We start from the raw sequence: 14,232 nt of genomic DNA, 5'->3' as shown, positions 1-14,232 counted from the left end.
TTACTTATTTTCAAATATACTAAAATTTTCTTACAAATCATCAAATGGACTTTTTATTTGTTGGATGCTTTTTGAATAGTAATGGGAAAATTTAGTTGCTGTTAAACCAAATCTCGCGTGAGGGATACTAGTGGAAATCCTTTTATGAAGCGCAGAGCAGTAAAAGATTATAACGGATAGCCCGACCTTTTTAGGGCACGCCCAAGTCCATGTGCTAAATGGTATGTGTGTTTTTGAATACTATTATTGTTTAATTATTTCTTAAAAAAAAAGGTTGTTTTGGTTGTCATCCCACAGCTTTCGATGCACTTTATAACTTTGCGGGATGGCAAACATTTTTTTGATGTAGGTTTCAAATTAACCTATCTTTGCCAGCCGAACAATCGGTTGAAATACGTTGCTATGTTCTGCGCTGCGGTAAATGTTTGGTAAAACAGCTTTATTGGCGAATAGCATGTGACCGAAAAAACAATAAAAATACTAGATGAAGTTTGATTTATTACAAAAAGATCCGCTGTCCAAAGCCAGAGCGGGAAGTATTACTACTGATCACGGGGTGATTGAAACCCCAATTTTTATGCCTGTGGGTACCGTAGCTTCGGTCAAAGGAGTGCATCAACGGGAATTGAAACAAGACATTAACCCGGATATTATTCTGGGAAATACCTACCACTTATACTTGCGACCTCAAACGGAAATCCTAGAGAAAGCCGGAGGTTTGCATAAATTCATGAACTGGGACCGTAATATTTTGACGGATTCTGGCGGCTACCAAGTGTATTCGCTTTCGGCCAATAGAAAAATCAAGGAGGAGGGCGTGAAGTTCAAATCGCACATTGATGGTTCCTATCACTTTTTTACGCCAGAGAATGTGATGGAAATTCAGCGTACCATTGGTGCTGATATTATCATGGCGTTTGATGAATGTACACCGTATCCTTGTGATTACAACTATGCAAAACGCTCGATGAAAATGACACACCGCTGGCTGGATCGTTGCATCAATCATTTAGACACGCAGCCTGTAAAATACGGTTACGATCAGGCTTTTTTCCCAATTGTTCAAGGAAGCTGTTATAAGGATTTGCGTCAGCAATCAGCGGAATATATTGCAAATTCTAATCAAGTAGGAAACGCCATTGGTGGACTCTCCGTAGGGGAACCTGCCGAGGAAATGTATGCCATGACCGAAATAGTTTGCGAAATTTTACCGGAAGACAAACCGCGTTACCTGATGGGCGTAGGAACTCCTATAAATATTCTGGAGAATATTGCCCTTGGAATTGACATGTTTGATTGCGTGATGCCTACGCGAAACGCCAGAAATGGAATGTTATTTACAGCGAATGGCACCATCAATATCAAAAACAAAAAGTGGGAAGCTGATTTTTCGCCCGTTGACGAAATGGGAATCACCTTTGTAGATACAGAATATACGAAAGCGTATTTGCGTCACCTTTTTGCTGCCAATGAATACTTGGGGAAACAAATTGCCACGATACACAATCTTGGTTTTTATATGTGGTTGGTTCGGGAGGCCAGAAAACATATCTTAGCGGGCGATTTTAGACCTTGGAAAGAAATGATGGTGAAAAACATGAACCAGAGATTGTAAATTAGGTTAGGGGTATTAGGTTTTAGTAACCAAAACCCAAAACCTAAAACCTAATACCCAAAACTATGCTTACTATAATAGACAAATACATCCTAAAAAGATATTTAACCACATTTGTGGTGATGTTGTTGTTGTTTATCCCCATAGGAATCGTTGTTGATGTATCTGAGAAGATCAACAAAATGCTGGAAAACAAGGTTCCGTTTTTAGAGATTGCACTTTATTACTACAACTTTACGGTTTATTTTGCGAATTCTCTGTTCCCGATATTTTTGTTTTTATCGGTGATTTGGTTTACCTCAAAACTGGCAAATGATACGGAGATTATTGCTATTTTGAGCTCCGGAATTTCATTTACGCGTTTCTTAAGACCGTATATTATTGGTGCTTCCATAGTTTCTGTTTTTGTTTTACTAATGGGGTTTTTTGTTGTTCCCGCTGCCAGCGAAGGCTTTAATAACTTTAGGTATACGTATTTAAAAGGAGGCGGAAAAGAGGCCATGCGCGGGGATAATACGGATGTGTATCGCCAAATTAGTAATGATGAATTTATCTATGTAAACAGTTTTAATACGGAGTCTAAAATAGCTTTTAATTTTTCACTGGAAAAATTTAAAAACGAAAAACTCGTTCATAAAATCACGGCCAGCAGGATCAAATGGAATCCAAAGGACAGTACCTACACCCTGTATGATTATACAAAAAGAACGGTGGGAGAACTGAATGATAAAATTGAAAAACTACCCCAGAAAGAGGCTATTTTCACATTCGATTTAGAGGATTTAACTCCAGTGGTGTATATTGCAGAAACCCTGAATTTAGGAAAATTGAATGCCTTTATTGCCAAAGAAAAAGAACGCGGTTCCTCTAATATCAACATCTATTTAGTGGTTTTGTACAAAAAATACAGTGTCCCGATATCCGCATTTATCCTGACCATCATTGCAGTTGCAGTCTCATCGATGAAACGAAGAGGCGGAATGGGAACGAATCTGGCCATAGGAATTGCGCTGGCTTTTGCCTTTGTATTCTTTGATAAAATCTTTGGTGTTCTTGCAGAAAAATCCAGTTTCCCTCCCCTATTAGCGGTTTGGTTGCCCAATATTGCTTTTGGAATTTTAGCCATCTACCTATTACGAAATGCAAAACGATAATTTAAAAAGTTACTTAAACCTCCATTTGATTGTTTTTATTTGGGGTTTTACCGCCATTTTAGGCGCTCTAATCACTATAACGGCAGATGCCTTGGTGTGGTACCGCATGTTTTTTGCCGGTATCTTTTTAGCTCTTTTTCTGGTGTATAAGAAAAAATCGTTTCGGATTCCGCTAAAATCATTTTTTAAATTGATTTTTGTCGGATTATTGATTGCTTTGCATTGGATTTTATTTTTCAAAGCGATCCATGTTTCTAATGTGTCTATTACATTATCCGTTTTTTCATTGGGTGCTTTTTTTGCATCGCTGCTGGAGCCACTTTTTTATGGTCGAAAAGTACTGTGGTACGAAGTCTTTTTTGGACTGATCATAATTGCAGGGCTGGGACTGATTATGAAGGTCGAAATCAATTACCTGGACGGAATGTTATACGCCTTAGCATCCATTATATTAGGTGTTTTATTTACGCTGATGAACGGAAAACTCATTGCGGATCACGATCCTTCGGTTATCTCGTTTTATGAATTCCTGGCGGGTGTTGGTTTCATATCGATTTACTTTGTGTTCGAACAAAAATTCACGGCCGATTTCTTTGTATTAACGGCTAATAATTGGATCCTGATATTGATTCTGGCATCCGTTTGTACCGCCTATGCCTTTACTGCTTCAGTAAAAATAATGCAAAAACTAACGCCATATACCGTAATGCTGACTACGAATTTAGAACCGGTTTACGGCATTGTTTTGGCCTATTTTATCCTTGGCGGAAAAGAGAAAATGAGTTTTGAATTTTACATTGGTGCACTAATAATTGTAATCACCGTAATCCTAAACGGGGTGATTAAACACTATCAAAAAAATAAAATTAAAAAAGAATCTCCCGCTTTAGAGAAGCAAACTTTTACACATAAATAGAATATTTACCTTTTCGAACGATTTAAAATTTTATATTTGCGGTTCGAAATAAAAACAAAAACGCAAAAATCCTATGGAATATTTAGATTTTGAGCTTCCAATAAAAGAACTAGAAGAACAGTTAGATAAATGTCTTATTATTGGTCAGGAATCAGATGTTGATGTAACGAATACTTGCAAACAAATCAACAAAAAACTAGAAGAGACCAAAAGAAAAATCTATAAAAATTTGACTGCCTGGCAACGTGTCCAATTATCCAGACATCCAAGCCGCCCGTATACAATGGACCACGTGCGTGCCTTGTGTGGCGATACGTTTCTGGAACTTTTTGGCGACAGAGGTTTTAAAGATGATAAAGCCATGATTGGTGGTTTAGGAAAAATTGACGGGCAATCCTTTATGATTGTGGGTCAGCAAAAAGGATTCAACACTAAGACACGACAGTTCCGTAATTTTGGAATGGCCAATCCGGAAGGATATAGAAAAGCGTTGCGATTGATGAAGATGGCAGAGAAATTTGGAATTCCTGTTTTGACGTTGATCGACACTCCAGGGGCTTACCCGGGATTAGAAGCCGAGGAACGCGGACAAGGAGAAGCCATTGCCAGAAACATATTTGAAATGATTGGTCTTAAAGTGCCAATTATTACTGTTATCGTAGGAGAAGGTGCCTCTGGTGGCGCATTAGGAATAGGAGTTGGTGACAAGGTATACATGATGGAAAATACCTGGTATTCCGTCATTTCTCCAGAATCATGTTCTTCTATTTTATGGAAAAGCTGGGAATATAAAGAACAAGCTGCCGAAGCACTGAAGCTGACTTCAGCTGACATGAAAAAACAAAAATTAGTAGATGATATTATTCCTGAACCACTAGGCGGTGCACATTATGACAGAGCAACTGCTTTCAAAACGGTAGAGCAATATATCATGAAAGGTTTCAACGAATTGAAAGACTTATCAACAGCAGAATTAGTGGCTCAAAGAATGGATAAATACTGCAAAATGGGAGAATATAAAGAGTAAAATCTTACGAATTACTATTTAATCCGAAGCCTTGCCGTTTCGGATTTTTTTTTGGTTATAAACAAAAAATAGTTAGTTATGAACAATTATTTGTAACAACTCAACGACTATGTTTTTTTAATTTTAGTTACTTTCGCTTCATGGAAAACTTCAGAAATATTAATCCTGTCAAGGTTGATAAAACGACTATTATAAGCCTTGAAAAAGGAAAATTACAACCACAGGTGCTCGATTTAGAAGAGGCTGTGCTTGGTGCCATGATGATTGACAAAAAAGGGGTTGATGATGTTATTGACATTTTACAACCTGATGCTTTTTATAAAGAAGCACACAAACATATTTTTGAGGCTATTGTTCAATTGTTTACAGAAACACAGCCTATTGATTTATTAACCGTTTCTGCCCAACTGAAGAAAAATGCAAAATTAGATTTAGCAGGCGGTGATTTTTACTTAATTCAGCTTACGCAAAAGATATCCTCTTCGGCACACATTGAATTTCACTCCAGAATCATTCTTCAAAAGTTTATTCAACGCAGTTTGATTCGGATTTCTACTGAAATCATTGAAGACTCTTACGATGAATCAGCGGATGTTTTTGATTTATTAGACAGAGCTGAATCTAAATTATATGAAATAACACAAGGAAACATCAAACGAAGTTCAGAGACAGCTCAAAGTTTAGTGCTACAGGCAAAAAAACGAATTGAAGAAATTGCCGGTCAAGAAGGATTGAGCGGTGTTGCCACTGGTTTTGATAAGTTAGATAAGATTACTTCCGGTTGGCAGCCCAGCGATTTAATTATTATTGCGGCACGACCTGCAATGGGAAAAACTGCATTTGTATTATCCATGGCCAGAAATATGGCTATTGATTACGGAATACCAGTGGCCTTATTTTCTCTGGAGATGGCATCAGTACAGTTAATTACCCGGCTAATTTCCTCTGAAACAGGTTTGTCATCAGAGAAATTGCGTACCGGAAAACTAGAAAAACACGAATGGGAACAGTTGAGTACCAAAGTTAAAAACTTAGAAAAAGCACCTCTCTTTATTGATGATACGCCTTCCTTATCGATTTTTGATTTACGGGCTAAAGCCAGGCGATTGGTTTCGCAACATGGGATCCGAATTATCATTGTGGATTACTTGCAATTGATGACGGCTGGCGGAAACGGAAAAGGAGGCGGAAACAGAGAGCAGGAAATTTCTAGCATTTCCCGAAACTTGAAAGCATTAGCCAAGGAATTGAACGTTCCTGTTATTGCACTTTCTCAATTATCTCGAGCGGTAGAAACCCGTGGATCCAGCAAGAGACCGTTATTGTCTGATTTACGGGAATCAGGAGCGATTGAGCAAGATGCGGATATTGTGTCTTTTTTATACCGTCCTGAATACTACAAAATAGACGAATGGGATGATGAAGAAGCCTCACCAACAGCCGGTCAGGCAGAAATAATGATTGCCAAACACCGTAATGGTAGTATAGAAAACGTTCGGTTGAAGTTTATTGGACATCTGGGAAAATTTGATAACCTGGAAGATTACAGTGGCGGATATGATGACTTACCATCCAGTATGAATCAGGATGACAACCCTTTCATTACTAAAAACCTGCCCTCTGCCAATGATGCTTTTGGAAGCAATTTGAATGATCCGGATGATGACAGCGATGTTCCTTTTTAGCAAACAAGCCTCATCAGCATGCGCACTACCCGTTTTTCTTTACAAAAAAAAGTAAGCATAATAAATACAGTTTATAAAAATAGAAAGCCCGCTATTGCGGGCTTTCTTGTGAATTATAATTGAACCTCAAAATAAAGACAATGGTATTTTGACACTATTCTTGTTTAATTTATTTATTTGCTTGTACGCAATCGTACCAAACAAAAAACCGACACAGATTCCACAGATTTTCAATAAAAAAATGTCTAATTTGTAAAAATATATGAAATGTGTGTCAAAAAATATTTCTTACGTAGAACTACAGACAAGCATACTTCTTTATTAAACCATGGCCGGGTAATCAGTATATCCTTTCACAGTATCCGTGTAAAACGTGCTTTGATCTGGTTTACTTAATGGAGCATCAGTCTCAAAACGAGCCACTAAATCCGGATTTGCAATAAAGGGAACTCCATAAGCAACAAGATCTGCATACCCATCTTCAAGCACTTTGATTCCCATTTCTTTTGTAAACCCTTTATTGATGATTAATGTTCCTTTGTAAAACGGTCTGAAATGCTTAGCTACTTCAGTAACAGCAAAAGGTACATCATCAACCGGCGTAAAAGGCTCCGTCAAATGCACATACGCTAAACCATAGTCATTCAAACGGTTTACAATATATTCATAAGTAGGAATTGTCTGTTCATCTAACATCATTCCCTGCGTATTATGCAGGGTAGGATTCAATCGAACACCCACTTTAGAATAATCAATAACACCGGCTAAAGCATCTAGAATTTCAAAAAGGATTCGGGTTTTATTTTCTATTGAACCACCATATTCATCGGTACGATTATTGGAATAACCATTAAAAAACTGTTGTAGTAAATAGCCGTTGGCAGCGTGCAATTCGACACCATCAAAACCCGCCTCAATAGCATTTTTAGCTCCATTTTTAAAATCTAAAACGGTTTGTTTTATGTCTTCAATAGTCATTTCTTTTGGAACAACAGTGTCTACAAAACCGTCTTTTGTGTAAGCTTTTGCATACGGATTCAAAGCGGATGGCGCATGTGGTAATTCGCCATTATGCAAATCCGGATGCGACAACCGTCCCGTGTGCCACAATTGTGCAAATATAGTTCCTCCTTTTTCGTGAACTGCTTTTGTAACCAGTTTCCAACCTTCGGTTTGTGCTGCACTGTAAATTCCGGGCACATTGATAAAACCCACTGCTTTTGTACTCACAAAAGTTCCCTCGGAAACAATTAAACCTGCTGTAGCTCTTTGTGTATAATATTCTGCCGTAAGTGCAGTAGGAACATTACCTTCATTATTAGAACGGCTTCTGGTCATTGGAGCCATCACCATTCGATTTTTTAAAGTACTGCTTCCTAATGTATAGGGTTGAAATAAAATTGATTTACTCATTTGATTTTTGTTAAAAATTAGTGTTTTATTAAATTAAATACTGGCTTTCAAACCAATACTTGTAAATAGAGTTAAAATAGTGTTTAAGGTTTCTTGCTCATTTCCTTTCAAAAGAAGGGAATCGTTAGAATCATACGCTGATTCGTTGCTCAGAATAACTTTAGAAAAAGGAAACAAATGCTGTAATTTATCCAGTGTACTTTCGGAATTAATCACCTCCATTTCGTTTCCCAAAATAAGTACGATTTTACCCGTTGCCACTTTTTTGATTTTTTCAATAAGAGTAACATTTGTTGCCACATCATTTGAAAGTATAATAATATCTGCCTCCCAACTTGCATTGGTTGGACAAATCATCATTTCTACATTTGCCTTCGGATTCTCTGAAATAATTTCGGTATACACCTCCAAAAGTGTAGCGGCTTTTTGATCAAACAGCAAAACGGGATTGGTTTTGGCAATTTGCTTTGCTAAAACAATACTATTGGTTACTGAAACTCCTAGGACTGCAAATGTGGTTCTATTTGACATCGACTTATATTTACAGGACAAATTTAAGGCTGTATTGCAAAAGTTTTCGTTGATGTAAAACAAGAAATTCTATTGATCTATGTCAATTAAAATGAACTTCGATTGTTAATTTGTTTGCGAACCCGACTCAATGTTTCCGGTTTCAGACCAAGGTAAGAGGCGATCATGTGTTGGGGTACACGTTGAACAATTCCGGGATAAGCAATTCCTAAATTGGTGTATTTTTCTTCGGCGGTTTCTGTTAAAGTCGAATTTATTCTGGCTTGATTGGCGATGTAGGCATTTTGCAAAAGCAAGCGTTGGTATCTTTCAAACATGGGGACTTTATCCATTAAAGCTTCTCTTGCCGATGTTGTCAGCAAAAGCAGTTCAGAATCCTCCAAGGCTTCAATCGTATAAATAGAGGAACTATTTGTTAGAAAACTGGACAAATCTGCGATCCACCAGCCTTCAATTGCAAATTGTACGATGTGTTCATTTCCTTTTTCATCGATGGAAAAAGAGCGCAGTATTCCTTTTTCAATAAAGGCATTGTAGACACAAATGTCTCCTTCTTGCAACAGGATTTGTTTTTTGCGTAATCTTTTAGGGATAAAAAAAGTTTTACACAACTCCATTTCTTCCTGAGTCAGTATCACTTTTTCCTGAATGCTTTTGAATAATTGTTGAAACATGGTTGCAAGATACTAAATAATCAAGAATTCTTAAAAATAGTATTGCTGCTAAAAAAACAATCCTTGATAACTATTGATAAATCTAAAAATGGAAGTCTGTATAAATCAAAATATCTGACTACCTTTGCCCAGTCTAATTTTAACACACAAATGAAACCGAACACACAACAATTAAACGATTTAACAATCCAAGTCAGAAGAGATATTCTTCGAATGGTACACGCTGTCAACTCAGGTCACCCAGGTGGTTCTCTAGGTTGTACTGAATTCCTTGTCACTTTATATCAAAATATAATGGAACGCAAAGAAGGTTTTGATATGGACGGTATTGGAGAAGATCTTTTCTTTCTTTCAAACGGGCATATTTCACCTGTATTTTACAGTGTTTTAGCTAGAAGCGGTTATTTTCCAGCAGCAGAACTAGCTACTTTCCGTTTGATCAATTCAAGACTACAAGGACACCCAACTACACATGACGGCTTACCAGGAATACGTATTGCATCTGGTTCTCTTGGACAGGGATTATCAGTAGGGATTGGTGCTGCTCAAGCAAAAAAATTGAATGGTGACAACCATATTATTTATACACTTCATGGTGATGGTGAATTACAGGAAGGTCAAAACTGGGAAGCAATCATGTATGCTGCTGCAAAAAAAGTGGACAACCTTATTGCTACAATCGATTTAAACGGAAAGCAAATTGATGGAACAACTGACGAGGTTTTAGCCATGGGAAGTATTCGTGCCAAGTTTGAAGCTTTTGATTGGGATGTTTTAGAAATTGAAAAAGGAAATGATATCGAAGCTATTATTGCCGGAATGAATGATGCCAAATCCAGAACTGGAAAAGGAAAACCAGTTTGTGTATTGTTGCACACTGAAATGGGTAATGGGGTAGATTTTATGATGTACAGTCACGCTTGGCACGGTAAAGCGCCTAATGATACGCAACTTGAAATTGCTTTAGGCCAAAACTACACAGCAGCAGAAAGCGACTACTAATCCCCACCTAGCCTCCCCGAAGGGGAGAAACAGCTACAGAATCATTAAATAAAAATTTAAAACCCTATTTACCCCAATAGGAGCTCCCCTCCTTTGGAGGGGTTGGGGGAGGAAAATGAAAAAATATACAAATACAGGAAGTAAAGATACACGTTCGGGTTTTGGAGCGGGAATGACTGAATTAGGTCAAAAAAACGAGAATGTTGTGGCACTTTGTGCAGATTTAATTGGTTCTCTTAAATTTGATGATTTCAAGAAAAATCACCCGGAACGTTTTTTCCAAATTGGAATTGCAGAAGCCAACATGATTGGAATTGCTGCCGGTTTAACTATTGGAGGAAAAATTCCTTTCACGGGAACTTTCGCTAACTTTTCTACGGGAAGAGTGTACGACCAAATTCGTCAGTCGGTTGCGTATTCAGAGAAAAATGTGAAAATTTGTGCTTCACACGCAGGATTAACTTTAGGAGAAGATGGTGCAACACACCAAATCCTGGAAGATATTGGTTTAATGAAAATGTTACCGGGAATGACGGTAATCAATACGTGTGATTACAACCAGACAAAAGCGGCTACATTGGCAATTGCGGATCACCACGGTCCTGTTTATTTGCGTTTTGGTCGTCCGGTTGTACCTAACTTTATGCCAGCAGACCAACCTTTCGAAATAGGAAAAGCGATTGTTTTAACGGAAGGGACTGATGTAACTATTGTTGCTACGGGACATTTAGTTTGGGAAGCTCTTATCGCAGCTGAAGCATTAGAAGCACAAGGTATTTCTGCTGAAGTAATCAATATTCACACGATCAAACCATTAGATGAAGAAGCAATTTTGAAATCATTGGAAAAAACAAAATGTATTGTTACCGCTGAAGAGCATAACATTCTTGGTGGTCTGGGCGAAAGCATTTCTAGAGTTTTAGCTTTGAACAGCCCATTACCACAAGAATTCGTGGCAGTGAATGACAGCTTTGGAGAGTCCGGAACACCAGAACAATTAATGGATAAATACAAATTGAACAATCAAGCGATTGTTGAAGCGGTTCAAAGAGTAATGAAAAGAAAATAATAGCTTCCTTTTACTTATACAAAAAAAAATCCAGTTCAAATTGAACTGGATTTTTTTTGATTTGTATGTTTTAATTGCATTTTACTAAATGTCTTTTGATTCTTGCCGGATCAGTAGTATTTCCGCTACAGCTTGGGATAGATTCAAATGGGATTAAAACGCCATTAGCATCCGTGATTTCCGTTCTGGTACTCACACTGTCTCCATCATCATCAGTATCTAAAAAGTTTGGAATTCCATCTCCATCCGTATCATCCGGATTTATAACTCCTGTCGCTAAAACGCGCATATAACCATCGCCGTCAAGATCTTCTTGAAAATTCATGATTCCATCACCATCTGAATCCAGTCTGTTAATTTCGTATAATTTAAAACTAAAAACTAGAGGTGCGTAAGAAGGAATCGATCCACTTCCTGAATTATAATATCCTAATCCAGAAGGCAAAAACATTACTCCTGCTCCAAAATCTCTGTAAGATACGGTCCCATCTGTATTAGAATCGTAAGTCCCAGTCTTAAATTGCGGAAAAGTTTCGCCCCATCCTACTACTGTAGTAAGCAAACTAAAGAATTGTTGTGGGTTTTTCACCACCTCAAACTGAGTAGCAGAAAGTGTCGTAACTTCCGAAACCGTGGTTCGGGATAAATAATCTCCTTTGTAAGAAGCCAATACCGCATCAGCATTAGTAGGAGATTTGCCCGCTCCCTCTCTAAGCACTAAATAATACAAGGTATACGTTATATCATGAAGTTTGACATCTCTACTCAAAAGTTTAGGAAAGGTTGTTTTATCTTTATAAGACCAGATAGAGGGCTGGCTACCTCCTGCAGGAATTTTTGTATAGCTAACGTCCTGGTCGTCCGGGAAACCGGCGTGATTTACAACTGTGATATAATAGTTTTTTAAATATTCTTCGATATCCGTTAAATCAGTCGCATATTGCACTGCGAAATCTCTAGGCGGTTGAATTTCAGCAGCCTCATCCTTTGAGCATGAAAATAAAGAGATAGTTGTAATTAATAGAATAAAATAATACTTAAATTTGTTCATTATAGCTAATTTTTTTAAGTGCGCAAGATACAATATTGATTGATTTTTGTAAACAATTTAACTCCTATTTTAGAAAATTTATGAGAATAGATAAATATTTATGGTGCGTGCGGTATTATAAAACCCGAAATATGGTTACTGAAGCCTGCAAAAAGAATCACGTAACCGTTAACGGTCTTGTTGCCAAGCCTTCTAAAGAAGTTTTCGCTACTGACAAAATCACGTTTCGGAAAGACCAAATTACCCAAATAATCACCGTGTTGGATATCCCGGAAAATCGTGTCGGAGCAAAACTGGTTGATATTTACAGACGAAACGATACTCCGGCAGAAGCGTATCAACATTTAGAATTACTAAAACTATCAAAAGAACATTATCGAAAGAATGGCACGGGAAGACCTACCAAAAAAGATCGAAGAGATATTGATGAATTTCTCCCCTCCCCGACCCTCCCCGAAGGTGAGGGAGACTAGCCTTAGTAAATTAAGTACAATCCCGAATGAACTTTATCAAACGCAATTCTCACCCCAGAGTTTTGAATGTAAGATAAGCAACAAATAAAAATTAAGTAAAACATCGAATAACCTTTGCCAGTCCTAGCTCCCTTCGGGGAGAGTTGGGGAGGGGAATATAAAAATTTTAAATAATGAGCAAAAATATCATCTTAACAAATCAGGAAATTGATCACAAAATAAAAAGAATTGCCTACCAAATATATGAAACTTTCGTAGATGAAGAGGAAATAGTCATTGCAGGAATCGCAAGTAATGGTTTCATTTTCGCAAAAAAAATAGCCGCCGTCCTGGAAACTATTTCCCCTCTTAAAGTTGCACTATGCGAAGTGCAGATCAACAAACAAAACCCTCAATTACTCATTCATACTTCGTTATCAAAAGAACAGTATACCAATAAAGGTTTAGTTCTGGTAGATGATGTATTAAACTCCGGAACGACACTTATCTATGCCGTACGACACTTTATAGATGTTCCTTTGAAAAAATTCAAAACCGCAGTGCTTGTGGATAGAAATCACAAAAAGTATCCTGTAAAAGCAGATTTTAAAGGAATCTCGCTTTCTACTTCGTTATTAGAGCACGTACAAGTTGTTTTTGATGAAAACGATACTAATTATGCGTATTTAAGCTAAAAGAGCCACAATATCCTGCGCAGTCTGATCGATTGTTTTACCATCAACCACAACTTTATATTGCGCTTGGTTGTAATAAAAGCTCCTGTCAAAAAGGTGTTTTGCTATGAACTCTTTCATATCTTCAGGACTTTTATCCGCAATCAGTGGACGCTTACTTACATTAAAAGCCAATCTGTTCAATAACGTTTCAATAGAAGCCTTTAGATAAATAGAAACAACATTATCTCCTTTTAGCAACTCATGATTATTGGCATAACAAGGAGTTCCTCCACCTAAACCTATAATACATGATTCGGGAGCGTTTAATAATTCGATAAAAACTTCGTGTTCTACCTTTCTAAAATAAATTTCTCCATGCTTTTCAAAAATGGCATTTATGGACAAATTCATCTTCTCTACTATCTTTTCATCCAAATCTACAAAAGGAAATTGGATAATTTTGGACAACTTATTTGCAATTGTAGACTTACCACACCCCATATAACCTAATAAAATTATTTTTTTCATCTGAATAAAACCTTACAAATTAAGGTGTTGAGTAATTTTGTTTAAAAAAGACAAATTTATAATAAAATTGCTTGGAAAACTCCAAAATAAGTCCTTATATTTGCACCCGCATTCAAGGAAAGAAAATGACTCGATAGCTCAGTTGGTAGAGCACATCACTTTTAATGATGGGGTCCTGGGTTCGAGCCCCAGTCGGGTCACAATTTTAGTGATCAACACATACTTTCCTTGAAGCATTGACTCGATAGCTCAGTTGGTAGAGCACATCACTTTTAATGATGGGGTCCTGGGTTCGAGCCCCAGTCGGGTCACAAAAGGTCGAGTAATTTATTACTGGACCTTTTTTTTTATAAGGCCACGTGGAGAAACGGTAGACTTGCCAGCTTGAGGGGCTGGTGCTCGCAAGGGCGTGTGGGTTCAAATCCCACCGTGGTCACT

General features: G+C 37.5%; 14 protein-coding genes and 3 tRNA genes. 12 read left to right on the top strand and 5 right to left on the bottom strand.

Features of this window, described 5'->3' with window-relative positions; translation table 11 throughout:
- Nucleotides 1-484: 484 nt before the first annotated feature.
- The 5 genes from tgt to dnaB all read left to right on the top strand — a co-directional run bounded on the left by tgt (nucleotide 485) and on the right by dnaB (nucleotide 6,397).
- Nucleotides 485-1,615, top strand: a complete 1,131-nt coding sequence (gene tgt / locus EKM03_RS05085) for a tRNA guanosine(34) transglycosylase Tgt (RefSeq protein WP_126739969.1) — start codon at nucleotides 485-487, stop codon at nucleotides 1,613-1,615.
- Between the two features lie 65 nt (nucleotides 1,616-1,680).
- The gene (locus EKM03_RS05080) at nucleotides 1,681-2,769 is read left to right on the top strand and encodes an LptF/LptG family permease (protein ID WP_126460835.1); all 1,089 of its coding nucleotides are present in this window, start codon (nucleotides 1,681-1,683) and stop codon (nucleotides 2,767-2,769) included.
- On the top strand, nucleotides 2,756-3,685 hold the full coding sequence (locus EKM03_RS05075; protein WP_126460832.1) for a DMT family transporter: 930 nt from the start codon (nucleotides 2,756-2,758) through the stop codon (nucleotides 3,683-3,685). Before EKM03_RS05080 ends, EKM03_RS05075 begins: the two co-directional genes overlap by 14 nt.
- Nucleotides 3,686-3,758: 73 nt before the next feature.
- On the top strand, nucleotides 3,759-4,712 hold the full coding sequence (locus tag EKM03_RS05070) for an acetyl-CoA carboxylase carboxyltransferase subunit alpha (protein WP_126455741.1): 954 nt from the start codon (nucleotides 3,759-3,761) through the stop codon (nucleotides 4,710-4,712).
- Nucleotides 4,713-4,852: 140 nt separating this feature from the next.
- Nucleotides 4,853-6,397 (top strand): replicative DNA helicase, encoded by a 1,545-nt coding sequence (gene dnaB, locus EKM03_RS05065; protein ID WP_126460829.1) that lies wholly within the window; start codon nucleotides 4,853-4,855, stop codon nucleotides 6,395-6,397.
- A 321-nt stretch (nucleotides 6,398-6,718) separates the two neighbouring features.
- On the opposite strand, the gene EKM03_RS05060 is transcribed toward dnaB, so the two are convergent.
- The 3 genes from EKM03_RS05060 to EKM03_RS05050 form a co-directional block, all read right to left on the bottom strand.
- Entirely contained in the window at nucleotides 6,719-7,810 is a 1,092-nt protein-coding gene (locus EKM03_RS05060; RefSeq protein ID WP_126460826.1) for an alkene reductase, read from the bottom strand.
- Nucleotides 7,811-7,843: 33 nt separating this feature from the next.
- Nucleotides 7,844-8,341 (bottom strand): hypothetical protein, encoded by a 498-nt coding sequence (locus EKM03_RS05055; RefSeq protein ID WP_126577168.1) that lies wholly within the window; start codon nucleotides 8,339-8,341, stop codon nucleotides 7,844-7,846.
- Between the two features lie 86 nt (nucleotides 8,342-8,427).
- Nucleotides 8,428-9,015: a Crp/Fnr family transcriptional regulator gene (locus EKM03_RS05050; protein ID WP_126455733.1), complete on the bottom strand. Its 588-nt coding sequence runs from the start codon at nucleotides 9,013-9,015 to the stop codon at nucleotides 8,428-8,430.
- Nucleotides 9,016-9,165: 150 nt separating this feature from the next.
- Here EKM03_RS05050 and EKM03_RS05045 point away from each other — a divergent pair, with 150 nt between their 5' ends.
- Together EKM03_RS05045 and EKM03_RS05040 are read left to right on the top strand one after the other, a co-directional pair.
- Nucleotides 9,166-10,017, top strand: coding sequence for a transketolase (locus EKM03_RS05045; protein WP_126556365.1), 852 nt, complete (start codon nucleotides 9,166-9,168; stop codon nucleotides 10,015-10,017).
- 115 nt (nucleotides 10,018-10,132) lie between these two features.
- Nucleotides 10,133-11,086, top strand: coding sequence for a transketolase family protein (locus tag EKM03_RS05040; protein ID WP_126739968.1), 954 nt, complete (start codon nucleotides 10,133-10,135; stop codon nucleotides 11,084-11,086).
- 70 nt (nucleotides 11,087-11,156) lie between these two features.
- Here EKM03_RS05040 and EKM03_RS05035 read toward each other — a convergent pair whose 3' ends face one another.
- Nucleotides 11,157-12,137 (bottom strand): FKBP-type peptidyl-prolyl cis-trans isomerase, encoded by a 981-nt coding sequence (locus EKM03_RS05035; protein ID WP_126556359.1) that lies wholly within the window; start codon nucleotides 12,135-12,137, stop codon nucleotides 11,157-11,159.
- 80 nt (nucleotides 12,138-12,217) lie between these two features.
- Between EKM03_RS05035 and EKM03_RS05030 the strand changes: the two genes are divergently transcribed.
- Nucleotides 12,218-12,610: an RNA-binding S4 domain-containing protein gene (locus EKM03_RS05030; protein ID WP_126460811.1), complete on the top strand. Its 393-nt coding sequence runs from the start codon at nucleotides 12,218-12,220 to the stop codon at nucleotides 12,608-12,610.
- Nucleotides 12,611-12,783: 173 nt separating this feature from the next.
- Nucleotides 12,784-13,284 (top strand): phosphoribosyltransferase family protein, encoded by a 501-nt coding sequence (locus EKM03_RS05025; protein ID WP_126739967.1) that lies wholly within the window; start codon nucleotides 12,784-12,786, stop codon nucleotides 13,282-13,284.
- On the opposite strand, the gene EKM03_RS05020 is transcribed toward EKM03_RS05025, so the two are convergent.
- Nucleotides 13,276-13,794, bottom strand: a complete 519-nt coding sequence (locus tag EKM03_RS05020) for a shikimate kinase (protein WP_126460808.1) — start codon at nucleotides 13,792-13,794, stop codon at nucleotides 13,276-13,278. The genes EKM03_RS05025 and EKM03_RS05020 overlap by 9 nt on opposite strands.
- A 127-nt stretch (nucleotides 13,795-13,921) precedes the next feature.
- Between EKM03_RS05020 and EKM03_RS05015 the strand changes: the two genes are divergently transcribed.
- The 3 genes from EKM03_RS05015 (at nucleotide 13,922) to EKM03_RS05005 (ending at nucleotide 14,230) form a co-directional block, all read left to right on the top strand.
- A tRNA-Lys gene (locus tag EKM03_RS05015) sits at nucleotides 13,922-13,994 on the top strand.
- Nucleotides 13,995-14,032: 38 nt separating this feature from the next.
- Nucleotides 14,033-14,105, top strand: a tRNA-Lys gene (locus EKM03_RS05010).
- Nucleotides 14,106-14,147: 42 nt separating this feature from the next.
- Nucleotides 14,148-14,230 (top strand) — tRNA-Leu (locus tag EKM03_RS05005).
- Nucleotides 14,231-14,232 lie beyond the last annotated feature (2 nt).

This window comes from Flavobacterium sp. GSP6 (assembly GCF_003984855.1).
Classification (GTDB): Bacteria; Bacteroidota; Bacteroidia; order Flavobacteriales; family Flavobacteriaceae; genus Flavobacterium.
Note: the sequence above shows the minus strand (reverse complement) of the source record. Positions and strands in the feature narration are given on the sequence as shown.